This is a genomic window from Lactobacillus sp. ESL0791 (assembly GCF_029433255.1).
Classification (GTDB): domain Bacteria; phylum Bacillota; class Bacilli; order Lactobacillales; family Lactobacillaceae; genus Lactobacillus.
The window spans coordinates 2,089,533-2,110,675 of sequence record NZ_JAQTHU010000001.1; the positions used below are offsets into that span (position 1 = coordinate 2,089,533).

General features: G+C 40.9%; 23 protein-coding genes. 2 read left to right on the plus strand and 21 right to left on the minus strand.

The annotated features are described in order from the left end of the window. Nucleotides 1-106: 106 nt before the first annotated feature. The 9 genes from PT285_RS09900 to rsmG all read right to left on the minus strand — a co-directional run bounded on the left by PT285_RS09900 (nt 107) and on the right by rsmG (nt 9,255). Nucleotides 107-1,969 carry an ABC transporter ATP-binding protein gene (locus tag PT285_RS09900; RefSeq protein ID WP_374211473.1) on the minus strand — a complete coding sequence of 621 codons (1,863 nt, stop codon included), beginning with the start codon at nt 1,967-1,969 and terminating at the stop codon, nt 107-109. A gap of 10 nt (nt 1,970-1,979) precedes the next feature. Beyond that, on the minus strand, nt 1,980-3,704 hold the full coding sequence (locus PT285_RS09905; protein ID WP_277150165.1) for an ABC transporter ATP-binding protein: 1,725 nt from the start codon (nt 3,702-3,704) through the stop codon (nt 1,980-1,982). Between the two features lie 134 nt (nt 3,705-3,838). Continuing rightward, entirely contained in the window at nt 3,839-4,630 is a 792-nt protein-coding gene (locus tag PT285_RS09910) for a DUF1129 family protein (RefSeq protein ID WP_277150167.1), read from the minus strand. Nucleotides 4,631-4,639: 9 nt separating this feature from the next. Continuing rightward, nucleotides 4,640-5,740, minus strand: coding sequence for a redox-regulated ATPase YchF (gene ychF, locus PT285_RS09915; RefSeq protein ID WP_277150169.1), 1,101 nt, complete (start codon nt 5,738-5,740; stop codon nt 4,640-4,642). 20 nt (nt 5,741-5,760) lie between these two features. After that, nucleotides 5,761-6,018: a DUF951 domain-containing protein gene (locus PT285_RS09920; RefSeq protein WP_277150171.1), complete on the minus strand. Its 258-nt coding sequence runs from the start codon at nt 6,016-6,018 to the stop codon at nt 5,761-5,763. Then, complete coding sequence (locus PT285_RS09925) at nt 6,011-6,898, minus strand: ParB/RepB/Spo0J family partition protein (protein ID WP_277150173.1); 888 nt, start codon at nt 6,896-6,898, stop codon at nt 6,011-6,013. The genes PT285_RS09920 and PT285_RS09925 overlap by 8 nt, the downstream gene beginning before the upstream one ends. Next, nucleotides 6,876-7,655, minus strand: a complete 780-nt coding sequence (locus tag PT285_RS09930; RefSeq protein WP_277150689.1) for a ParA family protein — start codon at nt 7,653-7,655, stop codon at nt 6,876-6,878. Before PT285_RS09930 ends, PT285_RS09925 begins: the two co-directional genes overlap by 23 nt. Nucleotides 7,656-7,670: 15 nt before the next feature. Continuing rightward, on the minus strand, nt 7,671-8,519 hold the full coding sequence (gene noc / locus PT285_RS09935; protein ID WP_277150175.1) for a nucleoid occlusion protein: 849 nt from the start codon (nt 8,517-8,519) through the stop codon (nt 7,671-7,673). Nucleotides 8,520-8,532: 13 nt separating this feature from the next. After that, nucleotides 8,533-9,255: a 16S rRNA (guanine(527)-N(7))-methyltransferase RsmG gene (gene rsmG / locus PT285_RS09940; protein WP_277150177.1), complete on the minus strand. Its 723-nt coding sequence runs from the start codon at nt 9,253-9,255 to the stop codon at nt 8,533-8,535. Between the two features lie 159 nt (nt 9,256-9,414). On the opposite strand from rsmG, the gene PT285_RS09945 reads away from it, so the two are divergent. Then, nucleotides 9,415-9,951 carry a CvpA family protein gene (locus PT285_RS09945; protein WP_277150179.1) on the plus strand — a complete coding sequence of 179 codons (537 nt, stop codon included), beginning with the start codon at nt 9,415-9,417 and terminating at the stop codon, nt 9,949-9,951. 76 nt (nt 9,952-10,027) lie between these two features. Here the strand turns inward: PT285_RS09945 and PT285_RS09950 are convergent, their stop codons facing one another. From PT285_RS09950 to PT285_RS09990, 10 genes are all read right to left on the minus strand, one after another. Then, nucleotides 10,028-11,041 carry a serine hydrolase gene (locus PT285_RS09950; protein ID WP_277150691.1) on the minus strand — a complete coding sequence of 338 codons (1,014 nt, stop codon included), beginning with the start codon at nt 11,039-11,041 and terminating at the stop codon, nt 10,028-10,030. A 260-nt stretch (nt 11,042-11,301) separates the two neighbouring features. Further along, nucleotides 11,302-12,348, minus strand: a complete 1,047-nt coding sequence (locus tag PT285_RS09955) for an SLAP domain-containing protein (protein ID WP_277150180.1) — start codon at nt 12,346-12,348, stop codon at nt 11,302-11,304. A 450-nt stretch (nt 12,349-12,798) separates the two neighbouring features. After that, a complete protein-coding gene (locus tag PT285_RS09960) occupies nt 12,799-13,320 on the minus strand; it encodes a hypothetical protein (protein ID WP_277150182.1) in 522 nt (173 codons plus the stop codon). Nucleotides 13,321-13,347: 27 nt separating this feature from the next. Beyond that, nucleotides 13,348-13,605 (minus strand): hypothetical protein, encoded by a 258-nt coding sequence (locus PT285_RS09965; protein ID WP_277150184.1) that lies wholly within the window; start codon nt 13,603-13,605, stop codon nt 13,348-13,350. After that, a complete protein-coding gene (locus PT285_RS11465) occupies nt 13,577-13,750 on the minus strand; it encodes a zinc-ribbon domain-containing protein (protein ID WP_374211494.1) in 174 nt (57 codons plus the stop codon). The genes PT285_RS09965 and PT285_RS11465 overlap by 29 nt, the downstream gene beginning before the upstream one ends. Before the next feature lie 44 nt (nt 13,751-13,794). Then, nucleotides 13,795-14,334, minus strand: a complete 540-nt coding sequence (locus PT285_RS09970; RefSeq protein ID WP_277150186.1) for a hypothetical protein — start codon at nt 14,332-14,334, stop codon at nt 13,795-13,797. A 310-nt stretch (nt 14,335-14,644) separates the two neighbouring features. Beyond that, complete coding sequence (locus PT285_RS09975) at nt 14,645-15,136, minus strand: hypothetical protein (RefSeq protein ID WP_277150188.1); 492 nt, start codon at nt 15,134-15,136, stop codon at nt 14,645-14,647. A gap of 17 nt (nt 15,137-15,153) precedes the next feature. Beyond that, complete coding sequence (locus tag PT285_RS09980) at nt 15,154-15,591, minus strand: hypothetical protein (protein ID WP_277150189.1); 438 nt, start codon at nt 15,589-15,591, stop codon at nt 15,154-15,156. Nucleotides 15,592-15,748: 157 nt separating this feature from the next. Beyond that, nucleotides 15,749-16,318, minus strand: a complete 570-nt coding sequence (locus PT285_RS09985; protein WP_277150191.1) for a L,D-transpeptidase — start codon at nt 16,316-16,318, stop codon at nt 15,749-15,751. A gap of 11 nt (nt 16,319-16,329) precedes the next feature. After that, a complete protein-coding gene (locus PT285_RS09990; protein ID WP_277150193.1) occupies nt 16,330-17,511 on the minus strand; it encodes a D-alanyl-D-alanine carboxypeptidase family protein in 1,182 nt (393 codons plus the stop codon). Between the two features lie 130 nt (nt 17,512-17,641). Between PT285_RS09990 and PT285_RS09995 the strand changes: the two genes are divergently transcribed. Beyond that, on the plus strand, nt 17,642-18,697 hold the full coding sequence (locus PT285_RS09995) for a C40 family peptidase (protein WP_277150195.1): 1,056 nt from the start codon (nt 17,642-17,644) through the stop codon (nt 18,695-18,697). 118 nt (nt 18,698-18,815) lie between these two features. On the opposite strand, the gene PT285_RS10000 is transcribed toward PT285_RS09995, so the two are convergent. Beyond that, entirely contained in the window at nt 18,816-19,925 is a 1,110-nt protein-coding gene (locus tag PT285_RS10000) for a C40 family peptidase (protein ID WP_277150197.1), read from the minus strand. Nucleotides 19,926-20,012: 87 nt separating this feature from the next. Beyond that, nucleotides 20,013-21,071 (minus strand): C39 family peptidase, encoded by a 1,059-nt coding sequence (locus PT285_RS10005; protein ID WP_277150199.1) that lies wholly within the window; start codon nt 21,069-21,071, stop codon nt 20,013-20,015. Nucleotides 21,072-21,143 lie beyond the last annotated feature (72 nt).

Consider the following 21,143-nt stretch of genomic DNA (forward strand, 5'->3'; position numbering starts at 1 on the left):
AGCAGGTAGAAGTGATATGCTTCTATCTGCTCTTGTTTTGGTCGGTATTAATTTAATAAGAAAAACTATATTAATATAAAAATACTACAGTAATTAACCGAGCAATTTATTGAATTTCTTTCTTCCCGGTATAAAGCTCGTAATAGTAGCCCTTCTTGGCCAGCAATTGGTCATGGTTACCCGCTTCGATAATGTGACCGTGATCAAGCACCAAAATCAAATCGGCATTGACAATCGTTGACAGACGGTGGGCAATCACAAAACTTGTCCGACCGGCCAGCAGGTTGTCCATCCCGGCCTGAACCATTTTTTCGGTTTGGGTATCGATGCTGGAAGTTGCTTCATCCAAAATCATGACCGGCTCATCGGCAATCATTGCCCGTGCAATACTGAGCAGCTGCATCTGTCCCTGTGACAGGTCGCCGCCTTCACCATCGATAATTGTCTCATAACCATCATCAAGCTGGTGAATAAATTCATCGGCGTGGGCCAAGCGCGCTGCCTGGTAAACATCGTCATCACTTGCCTCAGGATTACCAAAGCGAATATTATCCATAATCGTCCCGGTAAACATGTGCGTATCCTGCAAAACAATCGACAAAGACTGGCGCAGGTCATCTTTTTTAATGCGGCTAATCGGAATACCATCGTAGGTGATCTTTCCCGAATCAATTTCGTAGAAGCGGTTGATCATGTTGGAAATGGTCGTCTTACCGGCACCAGTTTCACCAACCAGCGCCACCTTCATTCCCGGTTTAGCATCAAGCGAAATATGGTGCAAAATCTGCTTATGGTGATCATAGCTGAAGTTAACATGATCAAACACAATGTGACCCTTAACTGTAACTTTTTTGACCGAACCGTCTTTTTGCGGAACATTCCAGTTCCAAGTTCCCTTGACATTTTGGTCCTTGGAAATCGTTACGTCGCCGTTATCAATCTCGACCGGTTGGTCTTCCAAATCAAAGATTCGTTTCGCACCGGCTAAAGCCATTACAATCGAGTTCAACTGCTGCGAAATTTGGGCAATCGGCATTGCAAACTGCTTCGACAGCTGCAAAAAGGCGCCGATAACTCCTAGCGATAGTGGGGCCCAGCGGTTAATGGCTGCTGCACCGCCGATGACTGCAATCAATACGTATAACAGATTCCCCATATTGCCCATAATCGGGAACAAAATTGTGGAATACATGTGAGCATTGCCGGAAACGACACGCAACGACTCATTGTACTTATCAAAATCAGCTTCAACATCTGGTTCATGACTGAAGACCTTAATGACTTTCAGGCCATTAAGCATTTCTTCGTTATAACCGTTAACCTGACCAATTTCCTTTTGCTGTAATTGGAAGTAGTGGCTGGACTTAACGGTTAAAACCTTAACAATTCCCAGTGACAGGGCAAAGACAATTAATGAAAAAATTGTCAGCTGCCAAGACAGGCTAAGCATTGCCGCCATTACAAAGACAATGTTTAACAGCGAGTTCATGAACTGCGGAATTGACTGGGAAATCATCTGCATCAACGTGTCGATATCGTTGGTGTAACGGCTCATGATATCGCCGTAATCATTTTGGTCAAAGTACGAAATCGGCAGACTTTCCATGTGAATAAACATTTCATTTCTGACACGATACTGCACTTTTTGCGCCAGGACACTCATTAAAACAGAAAACAAATAATTAGAGATAAAGCCAATCGCATAAACGCCAAACATTATCTCAAGTGCACCAAGAAGCGGGCCAAAATTCGGGTGGGCTTCCTTAGTTAACGGTGTAATGTAGTTATTAATCAGTTTTTCAATAAAAAGCGAGCCAGCAACACTGGCACCGGCTGCCAAAACAACCGAAATCATTGAAACAATCAGCATCCACGGGCTGGTACTAACAATCAGCTTCAGCAAACGCCACAAGGTTGGGACGTGCTTACCTTTCATGTTTACTTTTTTATTTTCTACTGCGTTATCCAAAATTGCTCACCTACTTTCCTTGCTCTTCTTGGAACTTAGCAATCGAACTGTACAGGTCGTTGCTCTTCATCAATTCTTCATGAGTTCCAATATCCTGAATCTTGCCCTCATCCATCACAACAATGCGGTCAGCATCTTTAATGGAAACAATTCTTTGCGAAATGATGATCTTGGTCGTTTCCGGCAGATCTTTGGCTAACGCTTCACGGATTTCGCGCTCAGTATGGGTATCAACCGCAGAAGTCGAATCATCAAGAATTAAAATCTTAGGATTCTTGAGCAGTGCCCGGGCAATCGTAATTCTTTGCTTTTGCCCGCCGGAAACGTTGTTTCCGCCCTGCTCAACCACTGTGTCATACTTATCAGGCATCTCTTGGATAAAATCATCGGCATGGGCAATTTTGGCAGCGACAAGAATTTCCTCGTCACTAGCATTCTCGTTCCCCCACTTAAGGTTATCCTTGATTGTCCCGGAGAACAAAACATTGTTCTGCAGAACCATGGCTACATTATCACGCAGCGTCTTCAAGTCATAAGACTTCACATTGTGCCCGGCAACACGCACCGCCCCGGACATCACGTCGTACAGACGGGGAATCATCGCCACGAGCGTGGACTTGGAAGACCCGGTTTTCCCAATCATCCCGATTGTTTCACCCGGCCGAATGTTCAAATTTATATCCTTTAGGGCATAGGCCTTATCAGAAGGATCGTATTTAAAGTTGACATGATCAAAGACAACTTCACCGTTGTTTACTGTCTTCAGCGGCTTTCTTGGATCCTTAATCGTCGGCTTTTCGTTGATCACTGCCGCAATTCTCCTGCCGCTGGCACCAGCAACAACCAGCTGTGTGAAAATCATTGCCAGCATGTTCAGGCTGAACAAAACCGAATTAGAATAAGAAAACATGGAAATTAATTGGCCTGGCTGTAAACCGCCGCCAACAATTTCTTTAGCCCCAAACCAGCAAATCGCTAAATTGGTAATATTTAAAACCGCCGTGACAACCAGCGAGTTCAAGGACATAATTTTCTGCGCTGTTGCATACAGCTTGTAAATAAAGCCCGAAGCTTTTTCAAACTTTCTAATTTGTGGTTTTTCCTGAACGTAAGTCTTGACCTCACGAATACCGCGGATATTTTCCCGGACCACTTGGTTCATCTGGTCATAACCCTTAAAGATTTTCGGGAAATACGGGTAGGCAGCCTTGATAATCAAGCCGAGCAAAATTGCAAAAACAGGTGCAACAACCAAAAAAATCAGAGACAGCCGCGGGCTAATGATGATCGACATAACCACCGAAACAATCAGCATCATCGGCGCCCTAACCGCAATTCGGATCGACATTTGGTAGGCTATCTGGATATTGTTGACATCGGTGGTCATCCGCGTTACCAAACTGGCACTAGAAAATTTATCAATATTTTCAAACGAATAGTCCTGAACATGATAAAACATGTCTTTGCGCAGGTTAGCCGCAAAACCAGCCGCCGCATGGGCAGACGCATAACTTGCACCCATTCCAAAAGCAACCGAAAAAACTGTCAAAATAAGAAGAATTAAGCCCCATTTTTCAATATAAGGCATATTCCCTTTCATAATTCCGTTGTCAATCAAAATCCCAACTAAATATGGAATCAGCATTTCAATAATAACTTCACCGGTAACCAACACGGGCGATAAGAGCGTTAATTTCTTATACTGCCGAATTGATTTCCGTAGCGTATTGAGCATTAAACAACATCTTCCTTCTAAACGTATTAATACGCACAAAAAGCTTTAAAAAAAGATAAATAGGCAACCTTACCTATTTATCTTTTACTTAACATTAGTTAACCATTATATACTTTTTTTACGCAATAAGCACCCTATTTGCTTGAAGTTGTTCTGGTAAACGTTGACCACCTAATGTGGTAATGCCGTCTAAAGAGCCAGCGAATACCGTAAGCAGCGGCAGCAACAATAATATTATCAATTCCCGGCAAAATTGGGTTGATCACCTGTACCGCAGGAATCGAAAGCAGACCAAGCCAGGCAAACAGGACAACTACCAGAGCCAGCATGCTGACAATCACCCGGCCCCACGGAATCTTCTTGCTCTTATCAGAAGTGGCCGGCAAAATCCAATCATTATATTTAACCGTAAACCAGCCAATAATTGCCCCGACACTGACCAGGCTAAGAATACCCATCTGCGAGTTATACGCCTGCTTGCCGGTTTGGAACAAGCCGATTACTCCAAAAATCCCGACAAAGATCGCAACGTAAAGAAGAGCACTGTCAACAACATACTGCCAAGTGGGAATGTCTTCCGGACCAATTTCTTTTGGTTTAAGGATTGCTGCCGCCTTTAACTTGGGCGACATATTATAGAAGGTGCCGGCTGGCTGTCCGTGATGCTGAGCAATAATAATTTCATTTAAGTGTGCATCAACTTTTTGGGCAGCTTCTTCACTGGACATCTGGCCCTGTTCCTCCAGCTCTTTTTGCAGACGGAAAACATAGTCGGAATTTTTATTGCTGAGCATTGGCCGGAGTTCTTTGGCGGTCATGTGCTTTATTTCTTCGTCTTTATTGACGACTGCGGTCTTATTCTTTAACTTTTCCTGTTCATCAACATCAACTTTAGAAGTGGTTTCTTCTTTTTTCTCTTCAGCCATTAATCTCTCCTAAACGTTAAATCTAAACTCAATAATATCGCCGTCTTGAACCTCATAGTCCTTACCTTCAAGACGCAGCCGGCCCGCTTCCTTAACTTTCTGCATCGTTTCGTACTTGTCAAGGTCAGCATAGGAAACGACTTCGGCCCGGATAAAGCCGCGCTCGAAGTCCGAGTGAATTACCCCGGCAACCTGCGGCGCCTTCATCCCCTTATGAAAAGTCCAGGCCCGCGTTTCTGGTCCGCCAGCCGTAAAGAAGGTTCTTAAGCCAAGAATATGGTAGGCCGCCCTAATCAACTTGTCCAAGCCGGACTCGGTTACGCCTTCGGCTTCCAAAAATTCCTGTTTTTCATCGCCGTCAAGCCCAGCAATTTCTTCCTCAGTTGCGGCCGAAATGCCTAAGCACTCCGCCCCCTCACTGTCGGCGTGCTGCTTAACAATCTGGTAAAACTTGTCACTGGCAGGATCAGCCATTGAGTCCTCAGCAATGTTGGCAACATAAATTACCGGTTTAGTAGTCAGCAAAAAGAGGCCCTTAACAATCTTTTGTTCATCATCGGTAAACTTAATTGAACGTGCAGCCTTGCCCTCTTCCAGCACCGGCTTGATCTTTTGCAGAACTGCATATTCGGCTTTTGCTTCCTTATCATTCTGCTGGGCAATTTTCTTCACCTTATTAATTCGGCGGTTAACTGCATCAAGGTCGGCAATCGCCAACTCCAAATTGATCGTATTGATGTCCTCTTCGGGATCGACTTTTCCGGTTACCGACGTGATGTTGCCGTCTTCAAAGGCACGGACAACATGGACAATGGCATCAGTTTGCCGGATATTTTCCAAGAACTTGTTGCCTAGGCCTTCACCCTTGGAAGCCCCCTTAACAAGCCCCGCAATATCGGTAAATTCAAATGTTGTATGGACAATCTTTTTGGCCGGAATCAATTCCTGAATCCGCGTCAGCCGCTTATCCGGCACTTCCACCATGCCGACATTGGGCTCAATTGTGGCAAACGGATAATTGGCCATCTCCGCACCGGCCTTAGTAATCGCATTAAATAAAGTTGATTTGCCAACATTCGGCAGACCAACAATTCCAGCAGTTAACGACATATTTAACCTCTTTCTTCTATTTAATTAGGCAGCTTTATCTGCTCTTTAGGAACATAAAATTTCTTTTTGGCATTGAGTGGGTCGTTTGCTTTAGTTAAAACTTTTTTCAATTTATGGTTAAACTCGGACCGCGGCATCATGACAATGCGGCTGCAGCCCATGCATTCAAGCTTAATGTCTGCGCCCAAGCGCAAAATTTCCCAGTCATTGCTTTTGCAGGCGTGAGCCTTTTTCATCTGCACCGTATCGGCCAAGCTGTATTCATCCGTTTTATTCATCTAAATCAACACCTAGGATAGCAAGAATCTTGTTCAGGTCAGCGACCGAATCAAAACCAATCGACAGGTGGCCCTTACCCTTCTTGGTTTCGGAAATATTCACATTGGTACCAAATTTGTCCGCCAGCTGACTTTCACTGGCCCGAATAAACGGCGACTTGCGAATAGTTTTCTTCTGCGGCTTATCCGCATTCATTGCCGCAACCAGTGCTTCGACCTTGCGCACAGGCAGTCCTTCCTTAACCACCTGCTTGGCAAGATCATCAATTTTTTCTTTATCTTTCAGGCCAAGCAGTGTCCGCGCCTGCCCCATCGACAAATCACCATGCTGCAAAAGCCGCTTGGTTTTGGAAGGCAGTGTCAATAGCCGCAGGTAATTAGCAATATAGGGCCGGGACTTGCCCATGCGTTTGGAAACTTCTTCCTGGGTTAAGCCCAGATTTTTCTGCAGCATTTCATAGGCTTGGGCTTCTTCCAAAGGTGTCAAATCCTCACGCTGCAGGTTTTCCAGGACGGCAACTTCCATCATCTGGCTTTCGTCGAAATCACGGACAATTGCTGGTATGGTCTCTTTCTTTGCCATCTTGGAAGCACGGTAACGCCGCTCACCAGCGATAATTTCGTAGCCATTAACCGACTTGCGGACAATAATCGGCTGAAAAACCCCGTTTTCTTTAATTGAATCGGATAATTCTTTTAGGGTCTTATCATCAAACTTCTTCCGCGGCTGATAGGGATTGGGCCGGATTTCTGCCAAAGAAATTTCCTGGATTTCTTCATCGGCTTGCTCAAGCTGCGGTTCATCTTCAAATAGGGCTTCCAGGCCGCGACCTAGACCGCTTTTCTTTTTGGGACTTTTACTTTTTGAGTTTCTTGTCATGATTTTTGAGCACCTCTTTTGCTAAGTCATCGTAAACTTTTGCCCCCCGTGAATTAGGGGCATACTCACCGATTGACTGGCCGTAGCTTGGCGCCTCGGCCAGCTTAGTAATCCGCGGAATGATTGTCTTATAGACTTTTTTGTTAAAGTAAGCCTGCACTTCCTTAACCACTTCTGCGCCTAGGTTGGTCCGCGAATCAAGCATTGTCAAGAGCACCCCTTCAACGCCCAAATCCTTGTTAAAATGCTTCTGCACCAAACGGATGGTATTCAAAAGCTGGCTGAGACCCTCCATTGCGTAATATTCACTTTGCACCGGAATTAAAATTGAATCCGAAGCGGTAAATGCATTAATCGAAAGCTGGCCAAGAGACGGCGGACAGTCAACAAAAATAAAATCGTAATCATTGCTGACAGTATCAAGAGCGGACTTTAATCTGGTTTCTCTGGCCATCATGCTGATCAGCTCGGTCTCCGCACCAGACAAGTTAATTGTCGCCGGGACTAAATCAAGTCTGTTAGTGGAAGTATGAAAAATCGTCTCCTTAATCGGTACATCATTAATCAGCACACTATATATGTCCTGCTCAATTTCCGACTTTTCAATTCCCAAACCAGAAGTAGCGTTCCCCTGGGGATCAATATCGACAATTAAAACGTGGTAGCCACGCTCAGCAATTGCGGCCGCCAAATTAATGGTCGTCGTTGTCTTACCGACACCGCCCTTTTGGTTAGCAACCGAAATTACATTTACCATATCATCCATGCCTTCCTACTTCCTTTTCAACTCAATCGTAATCGTATAATCATCAGGATCATTGTTTTCCTTGACCTTTACCTTGATGCCGGATTCTTTAGCCAGTTTGACCGCATGCTTAATCGTATTGATCTGCACTTTCAGATCTTTCGGGATCCGGTTAACAACGTGACTCTTTTTTTCCTGCTTTTCGCGGTCTTTTTCTTTCTTAGCCTTGTTCGCAAAATAAGCGGGAACATCCTTGACAATTTTTTCTGTTTCCTGAACATTCAAGTTATTTGCTAAAATCTCGTCTAGAACCCTACCCTGATCCTGTTCATTTAAATTAACCAGGCAGCGCCCATGCCGCGGTGAAATTTGTCCGCTCGCTATATAGCTTTGCACCTTGGGCGACAATTTTAACAAACGCATTTTATTCGCAACATAGGACTGCGATTTGCCGATTTGCTGTGCCAAATCGGTCTGTGTCAATTTATTTAGCTTCAATAAATTATCATAGGCCTGGGCTTCATCAATCGGGTTAAGATCCTCGCGCTGCAGATTCTCAACTAATGCCAGCGAGGCTGCCTGTTCGTTACCCATATTGTTAACGATCGCCGGAATTGTTTTCCAGCCCAAACTTTTGGCTGCACGATAACGCCGCTCACCCGCAACAATTTCGTAGTTGTCACCCAATTCACGAATAATAATCGGCTGAAGCAAGCCTTCCTTGTCAAGCGTCGACGCCAGCTCCCTAATCGAATCCTCGGAAAAATTATGCCGCGGCTGAAACCGGTTGGCTTTAATTTTGCTTAATTCGATATCTTGAATTTGTTTATCTTTAGGAATCTCCTCATGATGCCGTAAAGAAGAAAAAATTGACATATTAGCCCTCCTATTAATGTATTGGCTTGCGGTTGGGTGTCCCGGCCTGACGTGGATATTTTTTTGGTGTTGCTTTTACTTTTTTAATTAAAATTAACGTGCGTTCTTCAGAAGCATGCGGCAGCTGCAGTTCTTTAACTGCCAGAACCTTGCCGCCCAAAACCGAAATTGCTTTTTGGCTGTCCTTTAGCTCCGCATCGGCCTTAGGACCCTTAAGGGCAATAAAATTGCCATTTTTTTTGGTAAAGGGCAAGCAGTATTCGCTCAGTGTGGCCATGTTGGCAACAGCGCGTGCCGTCACAATATCAAAATGTTCCCGGTAAGTTTTATTTTGGCCGACATCTTCGGCGCGGCCATGAACTAGGGTAATGCCAGTCAGGTTCAGCTTAGCAACTAATTCCTTTAAAAAAGTCAGCCGCTTACCCAAAGAATCAATAATTGTCACCTGCAAATCCGGCAGCAGAATTTTCAAAGGAATAGACGGAAAGCCGGCACCCGCACCAACATCACACAAAGTTGCGTTTTTCGTAAACACATCCCGAAAAGCCAGCAGCGGTGTTATACTATCAAAAAAATGCTTTAAATAAACATCGTCTTCCGCAGTGATGCGCGTGAGGTTAACGTGCTCATTAGCAGCAACTAAATCCTTAAAATAAAGTTTAAATTGTTCTTTTTGCTCTTGTCTTAATTGCCAATTATGTTTTGCTAGTTCTTGGATAAACTGTTCCGGATTCATCTTTCACCCGTGAAACCTTGTTTCACATCACTTAAATTTAACGCTAAATAAAGCTTATTGTAAAGCTTAAACTTCCCTTTAATTATGAATTATTTTAACGGAATCGTCAAAGCCTTAGAAGCAAAAATAAGCTATAATGTGACCCAAAAGGAGAAAAATATGATTATTACCCTTATTGTTTTGGCCTACCTTGCCCTTAAAACTTACCGCGGCTGGCAGACTGGTTTCACCAAATTGATTGTCAATCTGGTTTTTTCGGCAATTATTTTTATTGTGGCCATCTTCCTGCAAAATCCGTTTGGTAATTGGCTGTATACCGAATTCACCGGCCAATACATTCAGACAAACCTGCCAACCAGCACCAACTTAATGCTATTCCGCTTCTTGGCCTTCTTCATCATTTTTTTCATCGGCAAGATGCTCAAAAAAATGTTTAAGAGCTGGGTACCGGCTAGAAATCCGCACGCCACAGGTTTTGGCACGCTGCTTGACGGGGTTTTAGGAGCAATTGTCTCATTTATTGCCAGCTACTTCGTGGTCTACATTATGCTGTCAATGTGCAATTCTTTCCAAAATAACTGGTTTATCCAGCAAACACTTGACTCTTCATTTTTGCAGTTTATCATCTATAATACACCGGGCCTATCCAACGGAATCTTCAACAGCCTGTTCAGCATCAGCCGGACGGCGGCATAATATAGCAATTAATTTACTTGAAAGCAAAATGCGCAGCAGTTCATTAACATCTGCTACGCATTTTATTGCTTTAAATTTACTTCGAGGCAAAAGTATTGGCCTTGATCTTTTTCAAGATTTTATAACCAACCGCCTTTTCACTATTTTCATTATTATTGGTCTGGTTCAAAAACATCACAATTCCGTTTTGGTTATCACTTGTTAACTGCACCCACATGCCAAAATGCGTGCCGTGCAGATTGCCGTAAGCAAGTTTGAGCTTACCGCCCTTTTTAATGCGCATCCCGCCGGAATAATTGGTAACCTTACTGTCCAAGCTAGTTAAATAGTTAAAACTCGTTTGATCTAAAATTTTGCCGTTAGTCAAGCCCACCTGAATTTTGTAATATTCCTTGGGTGTCGTAAACATGTTGCCCGCACCGACTATCTGGGATGCAAAGTCCCGCGTTACATAGCTGGGATTGTGGTAATTATTTCGACCATTGGAATAATACGAAATCGCATCCGTTTTGGCTTTAGGAATACTCTGATAAAGGTATGTATGCTTTAAACCCAGCTTTTTAACAATTCTGCTCTTAAAATTAGCATTATACGATTTGCCGGTCAGCTTGCGGATAATTCCCGCCAGTAAAATATAATTTGTGTTGTTGTAATGATACGCATTTACTTTGTCATAGGCAGCCAAGTTTGCATTGCTAATTACCCAGTTGATCGCGCCTTTTTCCGAATAATTATAGCCGCGGTTGATCTCCGTATTGGTAACCTTAATGCCGGAAGTGTGTGTCAGCAGATTGCCAACAGAAATATTATGAGCATTTTTTAATTTGGGGTACCAGCGGGAAATTTTCGTGTATTGGTTAAATTCTTTTTTCGTACCCTTTTTTTCGTTCATTATTTGCATGAGCATTGCGGCGGTAACCACTTTCTGCAGGGAACCCGTCGGATAAATCACTTTATGATTTCCATTATGAAGTCGTTTGTTATACCAGGCATAGCCGTAACTGATCTGTTGCGGGACGCCGTCTTTAACCACCACGACAGAACCGCGGACATGGTGTTTGGCCATCGTGCGGCGAACAAACTTGCGCATTTCAGATTTACTTGAAATAGTCGCAGCCTGCGCCGCTTTGGCTGGCAAGACAGCGGCGAACAAACCAGCAAGTGTTACTATCATCGTTATAACTGTTTTTAAAATTTTTCTCTTTTGCAAAACTTTTCTTCCTATACAATAAAAAATACCAAACTAGTCAATTTGGTATTTTTTATTATACAACTCCCTACAACACCCCGCATTAATTTTTTGTTATTGTAGTGTCACATTAGTTTTACAAAAAAGCGGCTTCACTATTACTAATATGTTACGCCCACTGCTGAATAAACACGACCATCGGCAGTAGTTGCTGCACCAACACCGATTGTTTTGTCACTTGGGTCAAGCAGGATCTTCCGGTGGCCCCAGTCAGAAGCGGCATCATTATAAATATATTCGTAAATTGTGTTATCGGCAACATCGGCAGAAGTCCCGCCATTTGGTATTCGCTGCAATTGCTTGGTATCGTGATTCGTGTACCAACCCCACGGATAATTTGCAATACATTCGGCAATATGGGTATAAGTGAGCCCGGCTTTGTCAAAGTAATCTTGTAAAATAAAATTACCACTAGCATCTGTATGAGAAAAATTGCTTGGCAACAGAGCAGAACGATTTTCAACGACATCATCATAATGAGTGTCTTCTGTTACCGGCTTCAGATTCTGCTTAGCCCGCTCCTCATTGAGCGCTTTTAAAAACTCTTGTCTAAATTCACTGATTGAAAAATCCTTGACTGTCGTTCCTTCAGGCTTACTTGAATTATCAGGCACAGTTGCTGTGTTTGACATAGCTGGTATGTCTGATACAGTCGTTGTACCAGTTGCCGGATTTTTTTCACCCATATTAGTAGTCGACTGCGGCGTCGTATTCGTGGTATCAGTTGTGTTGGAATCAGTAACTTTATCTTCAGAACTAGAATTATTTACGATTGACGTACTAGGTTCAGGTACAGGATCAGTGGTAGCAGGTTTTTCTTTTGGCGGTAAAATTGTAATACTGCTTGCAAGAATATACCGGCCATGACCAATTGAATAATACTTTTTGCCGTGAATCTTTTTAATGCCATAAACGGTGAGCTTTTTACCTTTTTTCAGGAATTTTTTGCCTACTCTGTGGCCTTTTTTATTGTAAATCTTGGCCTTTTTGCGAATTTTTGCTTTCTTTGATAAAGCTGGTACCTTTAGTGTTGTCTTTGCAGAAACGGTCCGCGCCCCTGTTTCACCGTTAGCTAAAGCCAGATTGCCTAAAACACTGCTGACAGCAATTGCTGCAACTAAAATTTTACGATATTTGTTATGATACATAAGTTTTATCCCCCATTCCTTTACTTATGATAACTTCTGTTTTTTTACTAATTACCTATAAGTACTTTGTTCAATAATTAAATTATAAATTTTTTGGTTAACAAATCTTCTATAAAAATTACACATAATTATCATAACCCTTGTTTAAAAAAGCAACAACATTTTTCTAAACTATTTAGTGGCTAGTAATTGTACAAACTTTGGTTTATCTATCGGTTATTTTTAGATCTACTTTAATTTTTAGAACAAAGAAAAAGTAATGAACATTATTTGAAAAAATAGTGTTTCATTACTAAGTTAATGTACTTCAAAATCTCAATTCTAACTCTTATAGATTTTATATGGACTCGGCTTTGCCTATGCTTACAAAAATGGAGAATTTACTTCACTTTAAAGACCTTAGTTCCCTTGGGGTTATGGGTATAAAACACTAATGGTTCTTTCTTTTTACTATTTTCTATACGTACTTTGCTCAACAATTAACTTATAGATTTTCTTGCTTAGATGTGCATGTTGAAAAATTTGCAGGAATTTTTTTCTAGAAACTTTTTGGTTAACAAAACCGTCATAAAAGCCGTCCTTTGGTTCATACATGTTTCCATAATCATGGAAGTTTCGAATGATAATGCGGTACTTTTTCCCGTTTAATTTAGTTGTTTTGACAAGCAAGGTACTCACATGTGTTGATACATCAACTTTACTATCGGGATTACTGGAAGCATATTTATATTTATTTTTGCCAATTTGTTTATACCGCTGGTGCGCAGCATTTGCCTTAATAGTCCATGTCATACGCTTCTTTTCATCATAACTGTAATAATACCATTTCCCTCTAAGTGTTTTAGGAGCAATATTAGAATACTTAGATTGTGCTGCTTGTGCAATATCGGGCTTATTAGTTATACTTACTCCCAAAGTTACCATTAATCCCAAAATTGCTACTACTGTTGATAAAATTTTACGAAAATTCATTTGAAATATCCTTTCTATTAATTACATCTAATTATGATAACTGCCCTTAAATTTTTGATAATGCTTCTTTTCTAGTTCTGGAGTGTGATAGGCATGATAGTCAACGCCAGTCATATCATTTCTACATGAAGTTAACACCTCATTGCCATCCAAGTTGTCTATTTCATACATCATATTATGAACACCAGCACCATAATAATCCCACGGCTGAAGGTCAAACTTCTTGCCACTCACTTCTTCATAGCCCGTTTTTTTACTATTGAGATAAAACGTTAAAGTTATCACTACTTTTTGCAGATCTACCACACTTAGTACAAAAATTAATGCTCGTTTCCATCATGACACCACAATTTGGACACTTTCTTATTTCCCACTGTTTATTTAACTGGTTGGTTTTAACCTCAACTATTGTATGGCCGCTAGGCTCAATCTTTCACTTATTGATCAGCTATCTCATTCATATAGCTCAAGTTTTTAATACCGACCCTTAAATTTCTTATAATGCTTACTTTGCAATTTTTTGGCTAGTTTAGGTGTACGATAATAATGTCCTGTAATAAGTCCTACACTGGTATACTCTGTTAAGACCTGATGTCCGCCCATTTTATCAACCTCGTATAACTCATGCGTTCCTGCACCATAATAGTTCCATGGCATAATAGCAAAGTTACTACCATTAGCCGTGCTACCGCCAGTTACCCAATGCTGTGTTTTACGCAAATATTTCTTGCTGGCCTTATGTGGATCAACATGAGCCTTATAAACATGCAAATTACTATAACCTTGCTTTTTACCATTTGTATACCACATCATTTTCTTTGCAGTAAAAGTTTCTTTTATTAAATCTTTTCCCAAGTAGCGATACCATGAACCACGCACCTTTTTTGGAAAAACAGATTTTTTATTGCTGCTTTTCGCTTGAACAACTTGGTTATCAACACCTACTGCTGTCACAGTGCCGCCAACTGCGAGTGCAACAGCAGCAGACAGTATTATTAATTTTTTGTGTTTCATTTTAGATTACCTCTTAATCGTCTTCATCATGACTAGGCATCTTTTTTTGCTGCCTAGTTAACGCTATAAAACATCCCTTTAGCGTTGTCAACGCTAATATGCTTAATATCAATAACTTTCAAACGCCGACCTTACCTATCATCAGCTATTCCATTTGTGACAACAACACCGCCAAGCATCACCGCAATTGCTGCATTAACTAGTAACTTACTGCTTCATTGCTAAGTCAATGTATTTCAAAATCTCAATTCTAACTCTTATAGATTTTATACAAATTCGGCCTTGCTTATGCTTACCAAAAATAGAGAATTTACTTCACTTTAAAGACTTTAATACCCTTTTGCTTATGAGCATAAAGCACTAATGGCTCCTGCTTCTTACCAAAATCAGTGTTGTTAATTGCACCAGCTGCTGCTGCAAGAATATATTTATTTTTACCAACTTTAAGAGCGACTCCATCAGCCTTACCAGGAGCAAACGCATAAAATTTTACTTGTCTATTTTTCGGTATTGTTTTGACAATCTTTTGGTAACCAAATCTTTTATTGAAAATGGAAACCTTATCCCTAGTTACGACATAGCCTTTAACCTTTAAAAGTTTATTTCCATAATCATTGCCCGTTATTTTTTTAGCGTATTCATTACCCAACTTATTTGAAAAACTGAATTTACTGTTCTTACTTGCTTGCACCGTACTTAATTCGACTGGTGCACTTGTGGCAGCAACGCCGCCAAGCATCCCTGCAACTGCTGCACTAACCAGTAACTTACCGCTAAACTTACATATCTTATTATTCTTCATTTGCCTATTTCCTCTCACTACTGCTTAAGCATCTTTCGATACCGCATACTTGCTTTATAGCCCTCTTCCGGTGGCATATAATCATCTTTTTTAGGAAATGCAATTTGTTTTGCTTTAATATACATATATCTCTTATGATATTTACCATGCTTATCATAATAACTATTATCTAGCTTAGCATATTTCTTACCTTTAATTACTTTAACGCCTAGCAATTCACGCCCCCTATCTGTTTTAGCAAAATAGGGCTTTCTTAACTTTCTGCCCTTAAAGTCATAGGCATGGGTATGTTTCCTAATTATTATGGAGTCGGGTGCGTAACCATCAGCATGAGCAGTTTGCACTATACTCAATTCGACTGGTGCACTTGTGGCAACAACGCCGCCAAGCATCGCTGCAATTGCTGCACTAACTAGTAACTTACTGTTAAATTTGCGTATTTTATTATTTTTCATTTTTCCGTATTCCTTTCATTAACAAATTACCTCACCCTGTTTCAATCTGGTAAATATAAACAGTTAGTGAGAGTTCAAGCCCGCCATCATTTTTAATCAACAACTTTTTATAAAATTTTTACGTTGTTTTTGGTAATTCAAAAGCCACTCATAAACTCTATTTCACAATCACCCTTAACCCAGTCGGTGCGTGGTAGTAAAACCACTTGGCATCCCGCGTACTCAAATGAACGCAGCCATGTGAGCTTGGCTTTCTGCCCAATTTTTTCGCCACCGACTTAATTGTCCGGTGGTTAATATTGCGCGGATTTTCGTGAAATAGATACAAGCCTCCATCAAGAAAGCCCACGGCATACCGTGCGCCTTCCCGTTCCTGATAAGAGTAAAACCAAGGCGCACGGTAGCTGTTGATCCGGTAATGCCCCTTAGGAGTTTGGCGATTTTTACTTTTGGTTCCGGTGGAAACGTAAAATTCATAGCGCAGTTTCTTGCCGCGCATCAAGTAGGCGCGCTGCTCTTTCAATGACACGACGATCCGGTCTTTTTTTACGCTTATCTTCTTAGGATAAGGCTTTATTTCTGAAGACTTGATGTAACTGATTGGTTTGCGCATCGTGATAGACTCTTGTATCGCCTGCACATTACTTCCACTGACAGCCATGCCGCCATTAACCAAAAGCATTGACGAAATTAAAGTTAAAAATAAATTTCCCAATTTTCTATCCATTATTTGTCTTTCTAATTATTCTTATCTGAATCAGAAGTATTCGCATTCTGGTCATCAGTTGCTGTCGCACTTGGGTTATTATTTACCGAATTTGTCTGTTTTTGAACTTTCTTTTTTGACTTTTTTATCTTATGCATGTGTTTATATGTGTACTTCATCAATTTATCCGTATCAGAAAATTCATTTGGATCATTGATCACAACCGTAATCAAGCCGCGTTTCTTATTGCAGGTGCCAACAAAGCAAAGTCCCGAACGCGGTGTATAGCCTGTTTTCAAGCCGTCAGGCTGCAGCGATCTAATGTAATATTTTTGCCCTGGCAAAATCCGGTTTTGGTTAACCAGCCTTTGACCACTTGCATATGCAACTTTCGTTTTAAAATATTTCATGATGCTCGGATAATCATTAACCAAATGATAAGCAATCACAGCCAAATCCTTGGCCGACAAAAGGTTGCCGGAATAGTAACCGCCTTTAACCCAGAAGCCATAACGAGCCAAATCGTCATTTTCTAATCCAGAAGCGGAAGTGAAGCGCGCTTTCAAATGCCACAACCGCGCTTGCTTATTCATCATGGAAATAAAATGTTTATTGGAACCGCCGACCCACTGACCTAAACGAATAGCAGAATTATTGTCCGAATCAATGATCGCGGATTTCATAATTGTTCGCAGCGTATACTTGTGACCGCGCCGAGCATGAAAGCCATCTAAAGACGGATTTCGCGCCATCCGTACTAAAGAGGAACTATATTTTAATTTTTTCTTCCAGGCCTTGGGATGATTAGCCAGCTTGCGCCGAGCCAAATAAATCGTCATCAATTTTCCTGTTGAAGCGACTAAATATCTGTGGTGCGAATTTTTCTGCGTCAGCACATTGCCAGATTTTCGGTCAAGTGCAATATACGCTTTAGCTCGTAATTTGGGCCTTTTTTTATGAATGTAATTACGATAACTGCCCAAACTGCTTGGAGAAGAATGACTATACACCGTCTTCTTCTTTTTTATCTTTTGCTTCTTCGCTTTTTTCGGACTACTTGTCATAACCGAATCAATGAGATTCTGATTCGGATTCTGAAAGCTGTCGGCAGATACTTTTGATGCAAAAATAGGAACTAAAATTATTAAACTCAGCAATCCTAATAAATTACAGTACCCTATTTTTTTGCATAAAAAAATAACACTTTTTTTCATTTTGACTCTTTCTAAAACGCCATTTTTGTCGTATGCTTGATTTGTTTAGTAATTATGTATACATTTTAATTATAATCATTAAGCAAAAATAAAAAAGTACAATTTTCAAAAAATTAGAAACGGATTCAATATGAAATCTAAATTCAAGCATGGCATAATTTGTGCATTAATTTTTTCTGCTGCCACCATTGCCTTAGCAACTACAAGTAAAGCCGATGAACTGCCACCTGACAACAGCACTCCTGATACAAACACAGTTGTGAACAACAAGCAAAACCAAGACACAGATACGAATAAGCAAGAGCCAGCTCATAAAAAGAAAACAATCTATTATAAAGGTAAAGGAACAGGGGTTATCTACCAAACACATTACGGCTTTGGCAAAAAACCGGGCAAAAAAAATCATTCGGCCAAAGTGTGGGCCAACAAGCCGATTGCTTTTTCCAAAATTGCTAAAAACAAACACGGCATTTTTGTTAAAACCCAAAATGGTTGGCTCAATAAAAAAGCCTTCAATCAATTTTTGCTGACTAAGAGCAAAATGAACTATAAGATGAAGATCGTTCACAGCGACAGTCTTTACAGCAAGCCAGCGGCAACTAACGGCGCTAAAAAAATTGCAACTGTTGGCAAACTAAATTTGCTCAATCACTGGGTTCACGTCAACGCCGCAGCCAACACTAACCTGCACCAGGTTTATTACCGCTTTAATGTTAACAACAGCAACTATTGGATTTTGGCTAAAAATCTAAAATTTAATCTCAAGGCCTTGAAGGGTAATAATAAAAATCTGGAACACATCATTACTACTGGTGAAAAAATGATTGGTCATTCAACCTACAACGAATATACCCGCCACTTTGATTGCTCAAGTTTTATGAATTACCTCTTTACCAAATCCGGGCATTGTCTTGGTTCAACCACTTTCAGCCAGTGCTACAACGGGCGCGGCGTTAGTTATCGTCATAAAAAACGCGGCGATCTGATTTTCTTTGATGATCGAAGCGGTGGTCACCTGGCTCACGTTGGCATGTATCTAGGCAAGGGCTTATTTTTACATGATTCGCCATACACGGCGACCGGCGGCGTGTGCGTTTCCAGCCTGCAGGATGCATTCTGGAACTCATCTAGCAAAAAATATGGTTCGGTCCATCATCCAGACGGGATTATCAGAAGAATACTGTAAATATATTCGCTTTTTGCACGTTTTTATCAGAAAGAAATTATATTTCAGAAGTAATTTATCATACAGAAAAGAGCAGTAGAAATTAATCTATTGCTCTTTTGCTTCAAATTCTTAAACTTTAATTTCTGCTGTGAACAGTCTGGGTCTTAACAACTGGGAAGACCCGCTTAGCATAGTAATAAGTTCTAAAGTTAGCGTTTGAAACCGTCACGCCCCAGTTAGGCCATGAATGAAGCACTTTGTTATTGCCAAGATAAATCCCGACGTGGTAACAAACCGGCTGTGGCTGACCATAGAAAATCAAATCTCCAGGTTTTAAGTGGTTCAAACTAACAGTTTGCAGAGTATTACTTTGAACAAACGAACGGCAACCCCATTCATGTGTTGCGTGCCAACGAGGATTAGCCGGCGACGGATCAATTCCCGTTGCATACATACATTGCATAACTAGTCCAGAACAGTCGACAGACGTACCTGGCTTCTTAGATGTAAAGTCAATCCAGGCTGTCCCTGCATTCTTGTATTGGTAACCACGTTTGATAAAGGCTTTGACATAATCATCTCTGCTTGAAGCATAGTTTAAACTCTTGTCCAATGGACTTGTATAATAACCCTTCAAATACAGACTCTTCATATGCAATTGCCGGTAACCCTTAGGAATTTTGTAGCGTCTAACGGTCGAAATGCCGATTTTTGCACTTTTAGCGGGAGTTGCAGAATCAGTTGCTGGTGCAAACAGGCGCCAGGTAGTATGCAAATGATGATACCAAGTTGCAGGATAAGTTACTTTAAAAGTTCCTGCAGCACTCGTATGGTAGGTCTTTTGGTTAACATATTTTTTCCCATTCCAGCGTTGCAGATAAACTTTGCGGATTTCCTTGCTATTTAATGAAACTTCATCTGAAATTTTATCACCAGCCGTCCACTTGTATTTCGTACTTAAGCCTTTAAAGTTAGTTTTGATTTTACTTGGTTTACTTGGCTTATTGGGTTTACTTGGCTCACTTGTTTCTGTATTGTTGTCACTTGGAACATTAGTTGTGGGCTGATTAGTATTATCAGTATTAGGCGTAGTTGTGTCATTAGTCTGGCTAGGATCCGTAGTAGTCTGATCAGTCTGATCCACACCAGCATCAGTTGCAACAGCTTGAGCAACCGTTTCTGAAGCTAAACTGGCAACCAACATAAGAGCAGCTAAGCTTGTAAAAATATGCTTTTTATTTTTCATTTCATACTCCTTAAAAAAATAACATTTTACGACTTATTAAGCGTACCATATATTTTCTTGTTTAAAATACAATATTTTAATTTTTATTTAGTAACTCAAAGCACGGTAAGCATCGCCGCTCCAATGATTTATAAAACTTGCTTGGCTCATTGATGCTTTTTTCCCGGTCCACGGGTCATTATAGTAAATCCAACCATTATGATATCCCGTTAATGCCAGTGCATGATTAGAAAAGCCATCTACACCGCTAACCCAGGCAACCACTAAGTGCGAATGCAGCAGCTTTTTCTCAACTGCCATCAGACCGCTGCCTGTCAGCACCTTGGCCTTGCCTAAATAATGCTTAACGACCCCCTTGATACCATTAGGAGTTACCCAATAACCGCCGGGATATTTTTGATAAGGTGAACCGATAAAACCTTTGTCAGGATTACTGTTGCGCGGCGTCTTTTGAGCAACCGTAAACTTAGAAACCTTTTTACCAGCAAAATTAAGCATCATCGTAACTGCCGTCATTTCACAACCAGTGGGTAATTCTGGCCGTTGACAAATAACCTTGGCCTTGTTTTTGATTCCGGTTATTTTTCCCTTTTTAATCCAATAAAAAGCTTTTTTAGTGCCTATGCTTTTTTCGCTGCGCTGACCGTTATTCCGATAATAACTATAAGTTGATTTATGCGGTGTTTTTCGCAAGCCTTTGAGCATGACACCCGCCTTGTTAAACAAATAATGGTGCTCGCCGATTTTCATCAAACCTTTAACTTTTTTATTTGCCTTATAATAATATGTTTTCTGTTTATGTTTGACCCAGCCTTCCTTCAGCGGCGGCTTTTTAACCGGTTTTGCTGGTGTTGGTTTCTTCTTATTGTCTTTAGTCGGATTATTTGAATCATTAGTTGGAGCTGTGTTGCTATCTGCGGCATTCGAATCGGCAGACGTATCAGATGACTCACCAGTTGAAGTCTGATCTTGATTAGATGTATCTGACTGGTCTTGCGATACATTCGATTCATTCGACTGATCTTGTTTTTGAGTTGCTGCGGAATCAGCAGAACTTGCAGCCGTGTCAGCTTTAACGGTTTGTGCAAGGCCGAAACTGCCAGCCGTAAAAATAACAGCTAATATTCCGATAACCTTTTTATTCATTGGCTAATATCCTTCTTTCATAAACATATAAAGAATAACACAATTCTTTATACGTAAACAAAAAATTTTCAA